We start from the raw sequence: 19,345 nt of genomic DNA on the forward strand, positions 1-19,345 counted from the left end.
TCGAGTGCTTCGTGGTTAAGAAAATCATACTTTCTCCTCAAAAGGAACGTCTTTATTCAAAATTTCCTGTAATAAAATCACAATCTGTTCCAAATAGTTTTCCATGATTTCGCCCGAAATGGTTGCTATAACATCTTTGTCTTGTTTAAACTGAAAAGGTAAAAATCCGGATTTTAAATTCTTAAAAGAGATGATTCCAGCTTCTATTGCGTTCCCCTTTGCAAATGGCTCATGCATAAAAGCATAGGCCAAAACTTGAATGATTTTCTCGTTTTTGATGTCTTCCGTTAATCCAGTCCAATTTTTGAGCGTTACATTTTTCTGTTCTACTTTTCCGGTTTTATAATCAACAATTCGAATTTTACCGTTTCGGAGTTCGATTCGGTCAACATTTCCTGCGATTTTTACCGGAAAAGGTAACTTTGGATGTTCTAAAATGCGTTCTAATTTTTCTTCTAGGGCAATGATTTGAATTTGTTCTCCCTTTTCAATGGATTCTAACTCTATTTTTAGAAAATTTTGTACGTTACGCTTTGCAACTTCAAAGGCCAAAAGATTCTTCCCTTTCTTGATTTCACCTTCTTTATAGACTTTCTTAAATTGATTTGCTACTTCTGAATCAATTTTAGCTTGACTGCTTTTGATATCGTCTGAAGTTAATAATCGGCCAATAAAAGGTTTGTAAAGCTCTTCTAAAGCACCATGAATAATTGTTCCCAAAGTATTCATAGCAATGTTTTCTTCCACCTCATCGGTTTCGGAAATACGCAAAACCCGCTGAAAATAAAACTGTATCGGATTGCGAATATAGGTAGTTAACGAAGAAGGTGAATACCCGTTTTTTGCTATTTCGCCTAAGCGTAACATTATACTTTCAGTCTTTGGAACCACAATGGGTTGATGCGCAATATTGGGAACGTCTGCATTATAATGATGAAAAGTCAGGTTATGATTGGGTTGTTTTTCGACTTCAAGTTGTGTGATGAACCTACTTTTTTCACCCGCATCAAATCCTTCACTATCGGAATTGTAAATCAAATAAATATTCTTTGCCCGTTGTAATAGATGATAAAAGTGATAGGTGTAAATAGCATCTTTTTCTTTGAATGTTGGCAAACCATATTCTTTTTTTACATCATGCGGAATAAAAGAATTAGTGCTTTTACCTGCTGGAAATTTACCTTCATTAACCGAAGTAATAATCACGGTTTCAAAATCAAGTACACGACTTTCTAAAACTCCCATAATCTGCAATCCGTTTAAAGGTTCACCTTCAAATGAAACTTCTGCTAATTCAATTACTTGTTTGTAAATGGCTTGCAACGTTTTAATGTCATCTATGTGGAGATGGTTTTGAAAATAGGAAATCATTTTATTAATGACTTTATAAATAGAATACACAAAGGCATTTGTTATCTTTTCTTCCTCGTTTTCATGGCTCAAATTGGCTTTTATTTTGAGTAGGATTATAGATAGGTTTTCTAAAATAGTTACCGAAGTGGTGTCCCATTTCTGAAATAATGAATCGAATAATTCATTCCCTTCTGGATGCAACGCTACTAATTTTTTATAGGGAATAAATGTAAAATTGTTTCTATTGATTCTAGTGACTAATTCCTTTGTATTTACAAAAGGTTCAATTAAAGGATGTGTTAAAATATCTAAAACATCTTTATAATAGAACACATAACTTGTGGCATTTCGAGTTAAAGCGTTGCAGTGTAATTTAAATAATTTAGAAATTAATAGCTGTGCTGGATTATTTTTACTCGAAAAACCCATTGTGATATTCAGCGCATCAATACTATCGGGTAACGAATGTAAAATAGGTAGCAATAAATGTTCCTCACCAAGTACCAAAGCAACATTTTGTATGCTGGAACTATTTTCTTGAATGAGTTTATCAATAATACTGCCCGCAATTTTGGCTTGTCCGATTGATTTTGAGGTGCTAATAACCTGAATGTTTTTTTCATCTTTAAAATCATTTACAATCCATTCATAGGGATGCGTTTTATAATAAATCCATTCCGACTTGAATCTCCGTTGAAATAATCCAGCATCATGAAAAGAATCATAAAGCAAGGTTTCATCAACATCCCAGTAGACTCTGGCATTTTCTATAGCTAAAAGATGCTGAATAATCTTTTCTTCTGCTTTATTAAGCGCGTTGAAACCTGCAAAAATAAATTGCTTTTCACTATTGTTTTCCGAAAAATGATTGAGATTTTCAACTGCTTCTCTGTAAATTAATCCTTGATAACCAATCCCTTTATTGATGAGATATTGATAAAGAGAATGATAATAATTAGGTAGTTTTTTCCAAAATGATAGATACTTTTCTATCAATTCGGTTCTTTTTTCTAGATCTACTGACCAATGCTCTATTTCCTTAATATTTTCAAGGTATTTTAGAATAGCATTAGAATCTAAAAGATAGCGATCTATTTCATTAAAATCTTGGAGTACCGTTTTTGCCCAATTGGCAAAGTTTTCAAATGATTCTTGTTTGTCTTTATCTGTAATTGAGAGATATACTCCATAAAATTCAAATAGTAGTTCAACACTATCAACGGAACGAATTCCTGCAACGTCTTGAATAAAGTCTTCTATGCTAATTATTTCGGGAGCAAAAATGTTATTCCGTACTAATTTTTTTAATTCTTCAAGTAAAAAGACTTTAGCTCTTTTGTTAGGTAATACAATAACTAATTCTGAAAGATTATTGGTCCCGATGTTTTCGGATGTCTTTAAAATTTCTTGAGCGAGTAGATGAAGAAATGACGGTTTTGGCATAGTATAAAAATAAAAAAAACGCTCCGAATATCGGAGCGTTTTCTTGAAAATATTTTAGGGTAAATTATTTTGCTAATTTAACTTCAACTCTTCTGTTATTAGCTTTACCAGCTTTAGTTTTATTGGTATCGATTGGTTTAGATTCTCCGAAACCAGAGGCAGATAATCTGAATTCATCAACACCTTGTTCAACTAAATATCTTTTAACTGCAAGTGCTCTTCCATCAGATAGTCTTTGATTTGCATCATCTTTACCATCGCTATCTGTATGACCTTCAATGCTAAATTTAGAACTAGGATATTCTTTCAAAATTGCAGCAATCGCTTGTAAAACAGGATATGTTTGTTGTTTGAAAGAATCTTTGTTAGTATCAAACAAGATTGTTTTTGCATAATCATTCAATCTTTTCATAACGTCTTCAGATACTTCTGGACAACCATTATTAGCTACTGTTCCAGCAACATCTGGACATTTGTCATCTTTGTCTAAAACTGTATCTCCATCTCTATCTGGCCAAGGACATCCTGCGTTTTCTTTTGGCCCTTTAACATCTATACATTTATCATTTTTATCTTGAGTTCCGTCGCCGTCAGTATCAGGACAACCAGCAAATTCTTTTAAACCTTTAACTTCTGGACAAGCATCATCTTTGTCAACAATTGTGTCACCGTCAGTGTCAGGACAACCATTGTATTCAGCTGGACCAGCAACTTCTGGACAAGAGTCAGAAGCGTCAGTAATTCCATCACCATCAGTATCAGGACAACCGTTAAATTGTTTTAAACCAGCAACTTCTGGACAAGCATCATCTTTATCATAAATTCCGTCACCGTCTGTATCTTTTCCACCAAATTTGAATGTAAGACCAGCAAAATGTTGCATGTGTGAAGGCATTTCTTCACGTACATCTTCGAATGACTGTTTGTACGTTGAACGCCATGACAAACCTACCATTTCGGTAAACCAATACGTTAAACCTAAACCTCCGTTTAACGTCCCTGCGTTTAACTCATCACCTATCCAAGTATACCCTCCACCAATATGAATAGAAGGATCAATTTTTTTAGATTTTATTAAACTCATTAAGCTGTAGTTGATAACTCCATCAACTGCATAATAATTCTTGTCTCCTGGATTAACTACGGTATATGGCCCATCACCAACTCTTGGCAATACATACCTAGAGATTTTATTTACAGATCCAGTAACCCCAAACGAGAAATTATTTCCAACGTATCTAGATACGTTTACAAAAGAAACTGCAGGAAGAATGTTCCAATTATCTTTTGCATTAAAAAATTGTGAAAATTGATCTTCTAATTTAGAAGCAGCACTTACTCTAGTGTCTACTGCGTTAACCCCAAACGATATCGCCCAAGGATTGTTACTATCTTGAGCTTGTGAGCTGAATCCAGCCAACATTACCAAAGCAACGAATAATTTGTTAAGATGTTTCATACTTGTTTTGATTAGATTATAATAGTTATAATGCGACAAAAGTAATACCTTAAATTCTAATATCAAAATCAAAATGTTAAAATATGTGAATTATATGTATAATAGTGTCGAATTATGGGATATTCATTGTTTATTATGAATATTTAACATTTTTCCAACCTCAATAAATGCTTTTATTGCTTTATCTAAATGCTCCTTTGTATGAGCTGCTGATAATTGAACTCGTATTCTGGCCTTATCTCTTGGCACAACTGGGAAAAAAAATCCGATTACATAAATTCCTTTTTTTAATAATTCATCCGCCATGACTTGTGCTAATTTAGCATCATATAGCATAACAGGAACAATTGCTGAATCACCATCAATAAAATCAATGTCAGCTTTTCTCAATCCTTCTTTGAAATAATTGGTGTTCCATTCGAGTTTGTCTCTTAGTGTGGTGTCTTTTTCTAAAAGTTCGAAAACTTTAATCGAAGCACCAACAATTGCAGGCGCTAAAGAATTTGAGAATAAATAGGGGCGTGAACGCTGACGTAATATCTCGATTATTTCTTTTTTGGCTGTAGTATACCCGCCCATAGCGCCGCCAAGGGCTTTCCCTAAAGTTCCGGTGATAATATCCACTCTTCCTATTACTCCTCTGGCTTCCATAGTTCCTTTGCCAGTTGCCCCTATGAAACCAGCGGCATGACATTCATCTACCATTACTAAAGCATCATATCTATCCGCTAAATCACAGATTTTATCTAATGGTGCGACCAAGCCATCCATCGAAAACACCCCATCTGTAACGATAAGTTTAAATCGATGTTGGGCTTCAACCGCTTTCATTAATTGGGCTTCCAAATCTTCCATATTGGAATTTTCATAACGATAACGAGCTGCCTTACACAAACGAACTCCATCAATTATGGAAGCGTGATTTAGAGAATCTGAAATAATGCAATCTTCCTCTCCAAGTAAAGGTTCGAATACGCCTCCATTAGCGTCAAATGCTGCTGCATAAAGTAGGGTGTCCTCTGTTCCATAAAAATCCGCTATTTTTTGTTCCAATGTTTTGTGAATATCTTGCGTTCCGCAAATAAATCGAACGGATGACATTCCAAATCCATGAGAATCTAATGCGGCTTTTGCCGCTTGAATAACTTCTGGATGTGATGATAAACCCAAGTAATTATTAGCACAAAAATTTAAAACCGTTTCCCCATTTACCGTTATTTCGGCTCCTTGTGGCGAAGTAATAATTCGTTCTTTTTTGAAAAGCCCATTTTGCTCAATAGTGTTCAGTTCATTTTGTAGATGTTGTTGAAGTTTTCCGTACATATTTTTGTTTGAAGTTTGTTTTTTACAAATTTACTACTTCTATAGTTTCTCCAATATAAACCAATGCTTTTTTAGTAACATTAAAAACCATTTTTTCAATTGCGCTTTGGTAGTTTTCTAACTGTTGCGTATATTTTTCTTGGTGAGAACCTGTTTTGTAATCTAATAAGTAAATCTCGTTTTTGTTTGCAAGAACAATTCTGTCGGGCTTCACAATACCGCCTTCCTTTTGAATTATCGTTTTTTCATTAAATACTGTATGCTGTTTTGAAAAAAACAATTCCAATTCGTCATGAGTCACAATATCCCGAATAGTTTTTAAAACGAAATCCTTTTGACCAAGAACAATTAATCCATTTTCAATAGCTTTGATTAGTGCTAAATCTATATCCTCTTTGGTTTTTACAAAAGATAAGATTTCATGAATAATATTACCGTACTCTATAGCTTTTTGCTGATTAGTATTCCACATCAAACTTTCGCGTTGTGCAATTTTAATGCTTTTTGGGTTTAAAGTTGCTATAATTTTCGGGATGGTTTCTGTGTTGTCAATGTTTACTTTGGTTTCAGATAATTTTTCGACATTACCAAAAGTATATTCTAGTCTATCCTCGTTAAAATTATCTTTTGTTTCTATAAACTTTATGAAAAAAGTTGCCATATTATTTGGATACTCACCAGAGGTTTTTGCTTTATGCTGCATACTTGAAATAATATACAACTGTTCTTCTGCTCGAGTCAAAGCAACATACAAAACATTAATATCATCTAATAGTTCTTCCTGCTTTTTCAGATTATAAACAATTTCTGCAGCTTCCCCAAAAGAAGTAACGGAGCTATTTTTATCTACCAAAACTTTTGGCAACCCAAGTTGTTTTTCATCGGCGTTAAGCCACATCTTTTCTTTTGGTCCTTTACTGTAGTCATCATCTGCAAAAGGAAAAATTACTACAGGAAACTCTAATCCTTTTGATTTATGGATGGTCATAATCCGTACGGCATTATTTCCTTCGGGTGAAGGAATACTGAGTTTTTCCAAATTGTTTTCCCAATAACAAAGAAAATCCGAAATCCCCGATTGCTTTTTCAAGTCGTGTTCCAATACCAAATCTAAAAAATAGTTCACATAAGCATTTCGTTTGCCAAATGGTATTATCTTAGAGACAATAATTTCTGTTGCTTCATACAAAGACTTCTTTCGAATATTTGCAAACGATAGATCAAGGTTAAATCCGCTTAGCCACTGTTGAAATTCCGTTTCGTCATTTTTTGTCATTCCTTCAGCAATAAAATCATGTATTGGTAATCTGTGCTTTTGAGAAACTACGTAATATAAGAAATTAGCTTTCGATTGTAAGTCGTTATTGTTTTTAAGATAATACAAAAAAGCAAGTAGACCCTGAACTTCAGAAGAGGCAGAAAGCAACAAACTTTCAGTTGACACTATTGGAATCTCGTTTTCGGTCAAATAGTTAGCAACGAGAGTTCCGTGAGCCTTTTTACGTGTTAGAATCACAATGTCTTTATTTTGAAATCCATTAGATCTTACTTTCAATACAGTATTTAAAGTGGCTTTCAAAAATAGTTCATTCTTAGCAGGATTTTCTTCTTCAGAATCTGTTTTTAGTTTTTCTTGTTCATTAATGCTTGAGTCTGTTTTTGGAATAAAAGTGATGTTTACATATCCTCCTTTTTTATTATTTTCTCGCTGATGACTATGGTTTTTATATAAGTCTTTATAATCTTCATTCGTAAACTCATCAGCAATAAAACCAAAGAAATTGTTATTAAAATCAATCACTTCGGAATAACTTCTCCAATTTGTATTTAATGAAAAAAGTTCTTTGTCTGGGTTATTAAAGGGATTATTATCTTTACTCAATGCGATAAATTGTTCTGCTTTTCCACCGCGCCATCTATAAATCGACTGCTTAGGATCGCCAACAATCAAAAGAGAACCTCTTTCTCCTGATAAATCTTCACTCGATAAAGAATTGTCTATTAACGGAATCAGATTGTACCACTGCATTTCTGAAGTGTCTTGAAATTCATCAATAAAAAAGTGTTTGTATTTTTCTCCCAATCGTTCATAAATAAAAGGAGCCGGTTGGTTTTGAATTTGGTCGTAAATTAGCTTGTTAAATTCGGATATAGAAAGAATTCCTTGCTCTTGCTGAATTTTACGCAACTCATTACTTACAGTGTTTAATAATGAAAGCGGTGTGATATTTTTGAGAAAGGCAGTGTAGAAGTTTTTGGTTTCAAATTTTTTATAAATAGAAGCTAAAATTTCAAGTAAATCAGGTATGAATGCTTCAATAATTGCTTTATCTGCAGCGTTTTTATTGATGGTAATATCTTCAAATTTATGAAACGTTTTATTTTTTGGATTAAATTTTTTTTGTTGAATATTTAGAACATGATTTGGGAATGTTTGACGAGAAAACGAATTGAGGTCAACGCCTTTGTTTTGAATCAAAATGAGCATCTCAGTTGCCATTTCTGCAGTTTCAGATTCCACCTGCTCACAAAATTCTGCAAGTTTGTTTTTAATTACTATAAAATCTTCTATCTTTTTATTTTGAAAATGTGTGATTTCTTCGCGATTGTTTTCGTTTAAAATCAACTTCCCCGTTTCCATAATATCACGAGAAATGTCCCAAGATTTATCATCGTCCGTTTTTTCCATCGTGAAATCGACTAACAATTTAGTCAATTGCTCGTCATTCCCAGCTTCTGCAATGATAGCGTCAACAGCCTCGGTTAGTAAATTTTCCGTGTCGAGAGAAACTTCAAAACTAATGGGTAAATTTAAATCGTGTGCAAAAGCCCGAATCACTTTATGGGTAAATTTATCAATGGTTGAAATATCAAAAGCTGCATAATTGTGAATAAGATTTTTGATTATGCTTTTAGCTTTTTCTGTGATTGACGGCAAACTTAAACCCGTTTCAACTTGAATCTGCTGCATCAAACTCAATGCTTTTTCGGATGGGTTTTCTTTAGCAAATTCCGACAGACTTTCTACCACGCGGCTTTTCATTTCGTGCACCGCTTTGTTGGTAAACGTAATGGCGAGAATGTTGCGGTAAGCGTCCGGTCTATTGGATAACAAAATGATTTTTAGATATTCCTTTACCAAAGTGTAGGTTTTCCCGGAACCTGCAGACGCGTCGTATATAGAAAACGCTGGTTTTTTCATTTGTTTTTTTGAATTACATAAACAAAATTCAACTTAGAATCTTCACCATAATATTCAACCTCAAATTCATCTATTTTGACAGCCCCAATTTTTTCAATGGCTTTTTGAGAGCGGTAATTGTATGCGCCGATATGAAAGTAAACTGTTTCAACAAATTGAAAAGCATAATCGAGCATCAGTTTTTTCAAAGTGCTATTGTATCCACTTCCCCAAAAATTTCGACCAATAAAAGTATAGCCAATTAAAATAGAATTTTCATCTTCATTATAATCATAATAACGACTACTGCCTATAACTTTATTGGTTTTGCTATCTCGAATTAGAAAAGCCCCTTTTGAAAGTACTGCACCTTCAAAATAATTCTGAAAAACTTCACGTTGATAACGCGATTTGTTTGGATGTTGTTCCCAAACCAATGGGTCTGAAGCAACAGTAAACAAGACTTCAAAATCATCTTCATGTAATGGATTGAGGATTATCAACTCGTTTTGTAAATGATTAGGCTGAAGATTAAAGCTCATCAAAATTGTAAAATTGGTTTTTTCAATGGAATTATATAAAAATAGTATTTCTTTTTACAAAGTTAAATGTATAAATTTGAATTCATTTTAATACTAACTAAAAATAAAAATATTATGGCCTTTGAATTACCACAATTACCTTATGCCTATGATGCATTAGAACCACATATAGATGCTAGAACGATGGAAATTCATCATTCAAAACACCATAATGCATACACAACCAATTTAAATGTTGCTATTGCTGGCACTGATATGGAGGGAAAAACAATTGAAAATATTCTTATAAACTTGGATATGAAAAACATGGCGGTTAGAAATAATGGTGGTGGATTTTATAATCACAATTTATTTTGGAACATTATGGCGCCGAATGCTGGCGGAAAACCAACGGGTGAATTAGCAGCCGCTATCGATAATACTTTTGGATCATTTGAAGAATTTAAAGCGCAATTTACTAAAGCTGGCGCTATACGTTTTGGCTCGGGTTGGGCATGGCTTTCGGTTCACAAAGGAGGAAAATTAGAGATAACTTCTACTGCCAATCAAGACAATCCATTAATGCCCGAAATTTCAAATGGTAGTTTTCCGATTTTAGGGATGGATGTTTGGGAACATGCGTATTATTTAAACTATCAAAATCGTCGTCCAGATTATATTGAAGCTTTTTTCAATGTAATTAATTGGACAGAAGTAGCTCGCCTTTATGCACTAGAAAAATAAAATCCTTTTATCTAAGGTTATGAAACCGATTGTGAAAGCAGTCGGTTTTTTATTTGGCATTTATATAAAAAATAAACAGGCGGAATCTCTTCCACCTGTTTGCCCCAAATCTACCATAAACTTAACCTACTAAATACTATGGTACTACAAAACTAATGACAAGTTACTAAAAAACAAGGTTTTTTGTTAAAAATATATTGGGATTATAGGCAAATGCGAGTAGAATGACCTTTTTTTTAATGATTTTCAGACAATTATAAAATAAAAAAGGTGAAAATTTCTTTTCACCCTTTTTGCCCCAAATCTACCATAAACTTAACCTACTAATGCTATGGTTCAACAAATATAAAGGTGATAGAATGCTAACAACAAATAATTTAGATGAACTACATCAAAAATCGTTAAAAGGTAATAAATGTTAAAATTTTAGTAGGCACGCGCATCTTTTCCCTCGTAAAAATTCATAAATGCCTTGTTTGCAACCCGATTTCCGCCCGGTGTTGGATAGTCACCGGTGAAATACCAATCCCCTAAATTTTTTGGGCAAGCAATGTGCAAATTTTCTACAGTTTGAAAAATAATTTTTACTGTTGCTTTAATATCTTCCGAGGTTAATAACTCGGATATCTTATCTGAAATTTCTTGGTCTGTAAAAGGTTTGTAGATTTCTGTCACGTAATTTATAACGTCGTTGTCGTTGTAATTAGCTTGTGCTTTACATTTGGCATAAACGTCGTCAACAATAGCGTATAAATTGCGTTCTTTTAACAAAGCCAAAGTTGCCTGAAAAGCTACCAATCCTTCTAATCGAGCCATATCTATACCATAACAATCCGGAAAACGGATTTGCGGTGCCGATGAAACTACTACAATCCGTTTTGGATGTAATCGATCCATCATTTTTAAAATAGACATTTTCAAAGTTGTTCCTCTAACGATACTATCATCAATGATTACCAAATTATCTCCGTTTTTTATAACTCCATAAGTAACATCGTAAACATGAGCAACCAAATCATCCCGACTACTATCTTCGGTAATAAAGGTTCTTAATTTGGCATCTTTTATAGCAATTTTCTCCGTCCTGATTTTTACGGATAAGATTTCTTCTAGTTTTTCTTTTGTTAAGATTTTTCTATTGTTTAGAATAAATTGATTTTTTCTTTGATTCAAGAAATCATTCGCCGCTTCAACCATTCCGTAGAAAGAAGTTTCAGCTGTATTTGGGATATAGGAGAAAACGGTATTGTCTGTGTCATTATCTATTGCATTAAGAACTGCGGGAAGAATTAATTTTCCTAACTCTTTTCGTTCCTGATAAATTTCGGCATCGCTTCCTCTAGAAAAATAAATGCGTTCAAAAGAACAAGCTTTTTTTATCGTTGGTGTAATTATTTCTTCTTCTGTAATCGTACCATTTTTCTTGATGATTAGAGCATGTCCTGGTTGTAATTCCTGAACTTTTTCAAAAGCTACATTAAAAACCGTTTGAATTACAGGTCTTTCAGAAGCCACTACTGCGATTTCATCATCTTCATAAAAATAGGCAGGTCTAATTCCGGCAGGATCGCGAAAAACAAATGCATCTCCATGACCTAATAGTCCCGCCATAGCATAGCCTCCATCCCAACCTTTGGAGGCGCGTTTTAATATTTTAGGAATGTCTAATTTTTCTCCGATAACGGGAGATGCTTCTCTTTTTGACAAACCATTGTTTTTACATTCTTGATATAAATCGGTAACCGCATCGTCTAAAAAGTGCCCTATTTTTTCCATTACAGTGACGGTATCGGTCATTTCTTTTGGATGCTGACCTAACTCTACCAAACTATTAAAAAGCTCCGTAACATTGGTCATGTTAAAGTTACCCGCCAAAATCAAATTTCGATGCATCCAATTATTTTGGCGTAAAAAAGGATGAACACTCTCGATACTGTTTTTACCAAAAGTTCCATAACGAACATGACCTAAAAACAATTCACCTATATAAGGAATGTTTTCTTTCTGTAATGCAACATCATCCTGATATTCAGGATGTAAGTTTAACTCTTCATTGATTCTCTCATTGATTTGCGCAAAAACATCCTGAATAGCTTGCGCTTTGTTTGAACGAACTCTGCTGATGTATCTTTCTCCAGGTTTAACATCTAATTTTATAGAGGCAAACCCGGCTCCATCTTGCCCTCGGTTATGTTGCTTCTCCATCAGTAGATACATTCTTTGTATCCCAAAGAAAGCCGTACCGTATTTTTCTTTGTAGAATTCTAACGGTTTTTTTAATCGTAAAAGGGCTATCCCACATTCGTGTTTTATGGCGTCGCTCATTGTATTGTAGTTGTTTAGTTGTGTTTAATTGCCACAGATTTATATTTTTATGAAAGTTTTAAAATATCATGAGTCCTGTTTGTAATTGATATGACTTATTATTTTTTAAATTATAATCTGTGAATCAGTGGCAACTTTTATTTTAAACAAAAATGCTCCGACCCGAGCCCTGAAAGGCGAACAGAGCGGAGCTAAAATTCAAGGCATAAATTTATGATAATTCTATTTCAAATTGTGTTAACGCTTTGAATTGTTTTAGACGTTTATTCACTTCTTCTCTCTCTAGTTCTAACATTCTTTCTGTTCCAAATTTCTCAACACAAAAAGAAGCTAAATTAGAGCCTTGAATAATGGCTGTTTTCATTGTTTCGAAGGATATGTTACCTTGTTGTGTAATGAACCCTGAAAATCCCCCTGCAAAAGTATCTCCTGCTCCAGTTGGATCAAACACATCTGCTAATGGCAATGCTGGTGCAAAGAAAATATGTTCGTCATGAAAAATCAATGCGCCATGTTCTCCTTTTTTTATCACTACGTATTTTGGGCCCATCGTATGGATTTTCGCAGCGGCTTTTACCAAAGAATATTCTCCTGATAATTGACGCGCTTCTTCATCGTTAATCGTAATTACGTCAACACGTTTGATAACATCTAACAATTCAGGTAAAGCACAATCCATCCAAAAATTCATCGTATCCAAAACTACTAATTTTGGTTTTTGTGTCATTTGGTTTAAAACACCTGTTTGTACAATTGGGTGCAAGTTTCCTAGCATCACAACATCTGCATTTTTGAAATTTTCAGGAACAACTGGATTAAAATCAGCTAAAACATTTAATTCCGTGGCCAAAGTATCTCTAGAATTCATGTCGTTGTGATAACGACCGCTCCAAAAGAATGTTTTTCCTCCTTTAACTACTTCAAGTCCTGAAATATCAATATTTCTAGCGGTTAATAAATCTAAATATTCTTGTGGAAAATCATCGCCAACAACCGAAACAATTGCCGACTGTAAGTTAAAATGCGAAGCGGAAAGTCCGATAAACGTTCCTGCGCCACCTAAAATTTTGTCTGTTTTACCAAAAGGTGTTTCGATAGCGTCAAAAGCGACTGTTCCTACTATTAAAAGTTTGTTCATTATCAGTGTTTCAAATTAAAGGCGCAAAGGTAAGTTTTAAGTTGCAGAGTTGCAACCTCGAAGTTTAGTAAGTAGAGTTGCAGGGTATTTACAATAACTTCTGCTCTTCTTTTTCATAAAAAGCATCCACAGATAAATTAGGTAAACCCGAAGCATAAACCGCCAATTTATCACAGCGTTCGTTTTGAGGGTGATTGTTGTGGCCTTTTATCCATTTGAAATCGACTTGGTGCTGACGGTAAATCTTTAGGAAACGCAGCCATAAATCTGGATTCTTCTTGTCTTTAAACCCTTTTTTCTCCCAACCAAAAACCCATTTTTTTTCCACAGAATCCACAACATATTTTGAATCGGAAACAACCAAAACTTTCATATTGGGTTTTGTTATTTTTTCCAAACCTACAATTACCGCTAATAATTCCATTCGATTGTTGGTTGTATGGCGGAAACCTTCGTAGAATTCTTTTTTATAGTTTGTTCCGACCAATTCCATTACAACGCCGTAACCGCCGTTTCCAGGATTTCCTTTGGCAGCGCCGTCGGTATAGATGTGGACTTCGTGTTGCATTTTTTAGGTTGCGGGCTACGAGTTACGGGTTAAAAGCTCTTCGATTACTTCAGGGAAATATTGGTATTCTAAAACGTGAATTTTATTGGCAATTTCTTCTGCAGTTTGGCAGTCTTCGATGCTTACTGATTTTTGAAAAATAAATTCGCCTTCGTCATAATTTTTGTTGACGTAGTGAATCGTAATACCAGTTTCTTTTTCTTGATTCTCTAAAACAGTTTGATGCACTTTCATGCCATACATTCCTTTTCCACCGTATTTTGGGAGCAATGCCGGATGGATGTTAATTATTTTGTTTGGATATTCAGCAATAATGTATTCAGGGAATTTCCATAAAAATCCGGCTAAAACAATCAAGTCAGGTTTGAGCTCAGAAATTCTATCTAAAACGAAACTATTCGAAAGTTGTTCCTTACTGAAGATGAGTGTTGGGACATTATGTTTCTTTGCTTTCTCTAAAACCTCTGCATTTGAATTATTAGTAAATACGCCAATCACACCAATAGTATGGCTGTCTTTGAAGTAATGAATAATAGTATCCGCATTGGAACCCCTACCAGAGGCAAAAAGCAAAATCTTTTTCATATCAAGAAATTTTTTTTTCAAAGGAATATGGAATCTCCGTGATTACTATTGTACTTGGCCATGACGTTCTCATAGAAAATAAAATTACAACACAAAAAAAAGAATAAATACCCGAATTAAAACCATGATATAGTAAGATTCTGAAATAATTTTTTTATTTTCGTGTTCACATTTACTAACAAAAACGTTGTTTTAAAATAAAGTTTTTTATTTTTGCCAACAAATTTAAATTTAAAAATAGAAATTATGTCAGACATTGCATCAAGAGTTAAAGCGATTATTGTAGACAAATTAGGCGTTGATGAAAACGAAGTTGTAACAGAAGCTAGCTTCACAAATGATTTAGGAGCTGATTCATTAGACACTGTTGAGTTGATTATGGAGTTCGAAAAAGAATTTGATATTCAGATTCCAGACGACCAAGCTGAAAACATCGCTACTGTAGGTCAAGCTATTTCTTACATCGAAGAAGCAAAAAAATAATAATTACTAATCCGTGAGACTTGAACTAGTTTCACGGATTTTTATTATTTTTACAAAAAGTGAACACTGATTGACATTCAATCTCAAAATATTGAAATACCCTTGTCTCTTTAATGATTATATTTGAAGAAAACATGGGTATTATTTATTTAAATACAATTCTAAAAAATAAATTATGACATTAAAACGAGTTGTAGTAACAGGTTTGGGGGCAATAACACCAATCGGAAATAATATTTCCGACTATTGGAACGCTTTGATAAATGGTGTTAGCGGTGCCGCTCCAATTACCTATTACGATACCGAAAAGCATAAAACTAAGTTTGCCTGCGAAGTCAAAAACTTCAACATTGAAGAATATATGGATCGCAAAGAAGCAAGAAGAATGGACAAGTTTGCACAGTATGCTGTTGCAGCAAGTCAAGAAGCCATTGCCGATGCTGGTATTACAGATATTAATGTTGACAAACAAAGAGTTGGTGTGATTTGGGGTGCTGGAATTGGCGGATTAGAGACTTTTCAGGAAGAAGTAATCAGCTATGCTCATGGCGATGGAACACCCCGTTTTAATCCTTTCTTTATTCCAAAAATGATTGCTGATATTGCTCCTGCACACATTTCAATGAGAAATGGTTTTATGGGTCCAAATTATACTACCGTTTCAGCTTGTGCCTCTTCTGCCAATGCTATGATTGATGCCTTTAACTATATTCGTTTAGGGATGTGTGACGTCATTATTTCTGGCGGTTCAGAAGCCGCGGTCACTATTGCGGGAATGGGCGGATTTAATTCGATGCAGGCCTTGTCAACAAGAAATGATAGTCCGGAAACGGCGTCAAGACCTTTTGATGCAACTCGTGACGGATTTGTTCTTGGCGAAGGTGCGGGTGCGTTAGTTTTGGAAGAATACGAACATGCCAAAGCACGTGGGGCGAAAATATATTGTGAAATTGGTGGTGGCGGAATGTCCTCTGATGCTTATCACTTAACGGCACCTCATCCGGAAGGAATTGGCGTTATTGCTGTTATGAATAATACGCTTCGCGATGCCGGAATGAAGCCAGAACAAGTGGATCACATTAATACCCACGGAACTTCAACGCCGCTTGGTGATGTAGCCGAATTAAAAGCCATCAGTGCTGTTTTTGGAGATCATGCCAAAAAGATTAACATCAATTCTACCAAATCAATGACGGGTCATTTACTTGGTGCTGCCGGTGCTATTGAAGCAATTGCTTCTATTTTGGCTATGAAATATGGAATTGTCCCTCCAACAATTAACCACACTGCTATTGACGAAAACATTGATCCAAGTTTAAACTTAACGTTGAATAAAGCTCAAAAAAGAGAAATCAATGTGGCCATGAGTAATACTTTTGGATTTGGTGGACACAATGCTTGTGTTTTATTTAAAAAATTACAAGACTAATTTTTAGATGAAAATTCTAAAAAATATATTTCAAAAATCCCGTTCAACTGAGGACGGGATTTTTTTTAATGAAATTCAAAATATTATAGGTTTCAAGCCTCAATCAATAATTTATTACCAAAAAGCCTTTACCCATCGTTCGACAAATAGAATAGATTTGAAAGGAAATCCGATGAATTATGAGCGGTTAGAATTTTTAGGAGATGCTATGTTAAGTTCAGTGATTGCTGCATATCTTTATAATGAAGCTCCGGCTGGAGATGAAGGATATCTGACCAAAATGCGTTCAAAAATTGTGAGTCGAGAACATTTAAACGAATTGGGAAGAGATTTAGATTTAATCCGGTTTATAGAAAGCAAAGTGCCTACACAACACTTTGGGGAAAACATTCACGGGAATATTTTTGAAGCTTTAGTTGGGGCTATTTTCCTTGACAAAGGTTATGATTATTGTGAAAAATTTATCCGAAAAGCAGTTGTCGAACCTTATGTTGACATTGCCAAACTCGAAGGTAAAGTTATTAGTTATAAAAGTATACTGATTGAATGGTGTCAAAAAGAGAAAAAATCATTTCATTATGACGTTTTTGATGACAATGGAAATGATGGTCAAAAATATTTTGGTGTAAAACTAAGCATCGAAAACAAAGTAATAGCCAAAGCCAGAGCAACATCCAAAAAGAAAGCGGAAGAAAAAGCATCTCAACGTGCTTATTTTGCACTTCAGGAAAAAATTAATAATAAATAATACAAATTCACAAAAACTACAACGTTTTCGTTTATAAAATTACGTTAAGCTATATGTTAGTTTGTAATAATCTGTAACAGATAAACTATATTTACCACTAATTTTGCAATATATGGCGGTTCACAAGTTGCATATAGAAGAATATGATGAGATAGATTATCAACTAATTGCTATTCACACTTCTTTGGAAGATTTCCGATTAGCCTATTTTATTAATCAAAACTTACCGATTACTCTTAAAAAAAGCAACTACAACATACAAATTTGCAATAAAGACGGTGAAACTCAGTTTACGAGATTTATTTTTGAAGACGAAAAAACTAGCGTTTCATGGGATTTAATACAAAACAGAAATGACCTTTTACTTTCTCCACAAAGGGTAAATCAAGGATTATTTGCTGAAAGTAAGAGTAAATTTTCAACAAAAATTTATCTACTCCCAGAGTTTAAAACAGTAGATTACTTTTTAAAAATAGAAAATGATGAAGTTGCTATTGATGTCTCAAAAATAATGCGTCAAATCAAAAAAATAGAAAGAATTAGTACCGTATATTCGGTTGATGTAGAAAAAATAAAATCAAAAAATAATTTAATTTTTTAAATATAATGCCAACAAGAAAAAAGACTAAAATTGTAGCGACACTTGGTCCTGCTTGTAGTTCAAAGGAAGTTATAAAGAAAATGATTGATGCGGGAGTTAATGTATTTCGAATTAATTTTTCACACGCAGATTATGCTGATGTTAAAGAAAGGATAGATATTATAAGAGGTTTGAATGATGAATTTGGTTATACTACCGCAATTTTAGCTGATTTACAGGGACCAAAACTTCGAGTTGGTGTAATGAAAGAGGATGTAGTTGTAAATCCTGGTGATATTATCACTTTTCAAACTGCAGAAGATGTGCCTGGAACAAAAGATCGGGTTTATATGAACTATAAAGAGTTCCCTAGAGATGTAAATCCGGGAGAAAAAATTCTTTTAGATGATGGAAAATTAATGTTTGAAGCGATAGAAACAAACGGAACTACCGAAGTTGTCTGTAAAGTAATTCAAGGCGGGCCATTAAAATCGAAAAAAGGAGTTAACCTTCCAAATACAAAAGTATCACTACCTGCTTTGACCAAAAAGGATATTAAAGATGCCTTGTTTGCTATTGAACAAGAAGTAGATTGGATAGCCCTTTCATTCGTCAGAACACCCGCAGATTTGGAAGAATTGCAAGATTTAATTGCAAAGCATTCTGCTTATAAAATTCCGATAGTTGCCAAAATAGAAAAACCTGAAGCTGTTGAAAACATTGATAAGATTGTTGCTTTTTGTGACGGATTAATGGTGGCTCGTGGTGATTTGGGTGTCGAAATTCCGGCGCATGAAGTTCCGTTAATTCAAAAGAAATTAATTCACAGAGCAAAAACGGCAAGAATTCCGGTAATTGTGGCAACACAAATGATGGAAACGATGATTACCAGTCTAACACCAACGCGTGCTGAAGTAAATGATGTAGCGAATTCGGTTATGGATGGTGCGGATGCTGTAATGCTTTCGGGAGAAACTTCTGTTGGTAATTATCCTGTAGAAGTAATCGAAAAAATGACACAGATTATAGAAGCGGTAGAAGATTCTCCGCTAATCATTGTGCCCCAAAATCCGCCTCACGTTAGAACAAAACGGTTTATCACCAAATCTATTTGTTACCACGCCGCGATTATGGCCAATGAGATTAAAGCAAAAGCTATTTCAACACTAACAAATAGTGGTTACACCGCTTTTCAAATTTCGGCATGGCGTCCTTCAGCACACATTTTGGTATACACCTCTAACAAAAGAATTTTGACTCAATTAAGTCTGCTTTGGGGAGTTAATGCGTTCTTTTATGATAAATTTGTAAGTACTGATGATACTGTAGATGATGTAAATGACATCGCTAAAGAAAAAGGGTATGTAAAAAAAGGCGATATGCTTATCAATTTAGCTGCGATGCCAGTAGCCGATAAAGGAATGGTAAATACCTTACGGGTATCTGAAATATAATAAATTTTTAT

The 19,345-nt window shown here is 34.2% G+C and carries 15 protein-coding genes; 6 read left to right on the forward strand and 9 right to left on the reverse strand.

Going from position 1 to position 19,345, the window contains the following annotated elements; all coding sequences use genetic code 11:
• Positions 1–24: 24 nt before the first annotated feature.
• The 5 genes from ACIQ2L_RS02225 to ACIQ2L_RS02245 form a co-directional block, all read right to left on the reverse strand.
• Positions 25–2,796, reverse strand: coding sequence for a PD-(D/E)XK nuclease family protein (locus ACIQ2L_RS02225; RefSeq protein WP_396156014.1), 2,772 nt, complete (start codon positions 2,794–2,796; stop codon positions 25–27).
• A gap of 64 nt (positions 2,797–2,860) precedes the next feature.
• A complete protein-coding gene (locus ACIQ2L_RS02230; RefSeq protein WP_396156016.1) occupies positions 2,861–4,255 on the reverse strand; it encodes an OmpA family protein in 1,395 nt (464 codons plus the stop codon).
• 123 nt (positions 4,256–4,378) lie between these two features.
• Complete coding sequence (kbl, locus tag ACIQ2L_RS02235; protein WP_396156018.1) at positions 4,379–5,578, reverse strand: glycine C-acetyltransferase; 1,200 nt, start codon at positions 5,576–5,578, stop codon at positions 4,379–4,381.
• 22 nt (positions 5,579–5,600) lie between these two features.
• Positions 5,601–8,780, reverse strand: a complete 3,180-nt coding sequence (locus ACIQ2L_RS02240) for a UvrD-helicase domain-containing protein (protein ID WP_396156020.1) — start codon at positions 8,778–8,780, stop codon at positions 5,601–5,603.
• The gene (locus ACIQ2L_RS02245) at positions 8,777–9,301 is read right to left on the reverse strand and encodes a GNAT family N-acetyltransferase (RefSeq protein WP_396156022.1); all 525 of its coding nucleotides are present in this window, start codon (positions 9,299–9,301) and stop codon (positions 8,777–8,779) included. Before ACIQ2L_RS02245 ends, ACIQ2L_RS02240 begins: the two co-directional genes overlap by 4 nt.
• A 114-nt stretch (positions 9,302–9,415) precedes the next feature.
• Here ACIQ2L_RS02245 and ACIQ2L_RS02250 point away from each other — a divergent pair, with 114 nt between their 5' ends.
• Complete coding sequence (locus ACIQ2L_RS02250; protein ID WP_396156024.1) at positions 9,416–10,024, forward strand: superoxide dismutase; 609 nt, start codon at positions 9,416–9,418, stop codon at positions 10,022–10,024.
• A gap of 426 nt (positions 10,025–10,450) precedes the next feature.
• Here ACIQ2L_RS02250 and ACIQ2L_RS02255 read toward each other — a convergent pair whose 3' ends face one another.
• The 4 genes from ACIQ2L_RS02255 to ACIQ2L_RS02270 all read right to left on the reverse strand — a co-directional run bounded on the left by ACIQ2L_RS02255 (position 10,451) and on the right by ACIQ2L_RS02270 (position 14,640).
• Positions 10,451–12,349 carry an amidophosphoribosyltransferase gene (locus ACIQ2L_RS02255; protein WP_396156026.1) on the reverse strand — a complete coding sequence of 633 codons (1,899 nt, stop codon included), beginning with the start codon at positions 12,347–12,349 and terminating at the stop codon, positions 10,451–10,453.
• Between the two features lie 211 nt (positions 12,350–12,560).
• A complete protein-coding gene (locus tag ACIQ2L_RS02260; protein WP_396156028.1) occupies positions 12,561–13,487 on the reverse strand; it encodes a PfkB family carbohydrate kinase in 927 nt (308 codons plus the stop codon).
• Positions 13,488–13,575: 88 nt separating this feature from the next.
• Positions 13,576–14,055, reverse strand: coding sequence for a ribonuclease HI (rnhA, locus tag ACIQ2L_RS02265; RefSeq protein WP_396156030.1), 480 nt, complete (start codon positions 14,053–14,055; stop codon positions 13,576–13,578).
• Positions 14,056–14,070: 15 nt separating this feature from the next.
• Positions 14,071–14,640, reverse strand: a complete 570-nt coding sequence (locus ACIQ2L_RS02270; protein WP_396156032.1) for a phosphoribosylglycinamide formyltransferase — start codon at positions 14,638–14,640, stop codon at positions 14,071–14,073.
• A gap of 246 nt (positions 14,641–14,886) precedes the next feature.
• On the opposite strand from ACIQ2L_RS02270, the gene ACIQ2L_RS02275 reads away from it, so the two are divergent.
• The 5 genes from ACIQ2L_RS02275 (at position 14,887) to pyk (ending at position 19,334) form a co-directional block, all read left to right on the forward strand.
• Positions 14,887–15,123: an acyl carrier protein gene (locus tag ACIQ2L_RS02275; RefSeq protein ID WP_007137004.1), complete on the forward strand. Its 237-nt coding sequence runs from the start codon at positions 14,887–14,889 to the stop codon at positions 15,121–15,123.
• Positions 15,124–15,298: 175 nt separating this feature from the next.
• Positions 15,299–16,552 (forward strand): beta-ketoacyl-ACP synthase II, encoded by a 1,254-nt coding sequence (fabF, locus tag ACIQ2L_RS02280; RefSeq protein ID WP_396156034.1) that lies wholly within the window; start codon positions 15,299–15,301, stop codon positions 16,550–16,552.
• Between the two features lie 7 nt (positions 16,553–16,559).
• Positions 16,560–17,300: a ribonuclease III gene (rnc, locus tag ACIQ2L_RS02285; RefSeq protein WP_396156036.1), complete on the forward strand. Its 741-nt coding sequence runs from the start codon at positions 16,560–16,562 to the stop codon at positions 17,298–17,300.
• 112 nt (positions 17,301–17,412) lie between these two features.
• Positions 17,413–17,901 (forward strand): IPExxxVDY family protein, encoded by a 489-nt coding sequence (locus ACIQ2L_RS02290; RefSeq protein ID WP_396156038.1) that lies wholly within the window; start codon positions 17,413–17,415, stop codon positions 17,899–17,901.
• A 5-nt stretch (positions 17,902–17,906) separates the two neighbouring features.
• Positions 17,907–19,334 (forward strand): pyruvate kinase, encoded by a 1,428-nt coding sequence (pyk, locus tag ACIQ2L_RS02295; RefSeq protein WP_396156040.1) that lies wholly within the window; start codon positions 17,907–17,909, stop codon positions 19,332–19,334.
• Positions 19,335–19,345 lie beyond the last annotated feature (11 nt).

The organism is Flavobacterium sp., assembly GCF_044369455.1.
Classification (GTDB): Bacteria; Bacteroidota; Bacteroidia; order Flavobacteriales; family Flavobacteriaceae; genus Flavobacterium.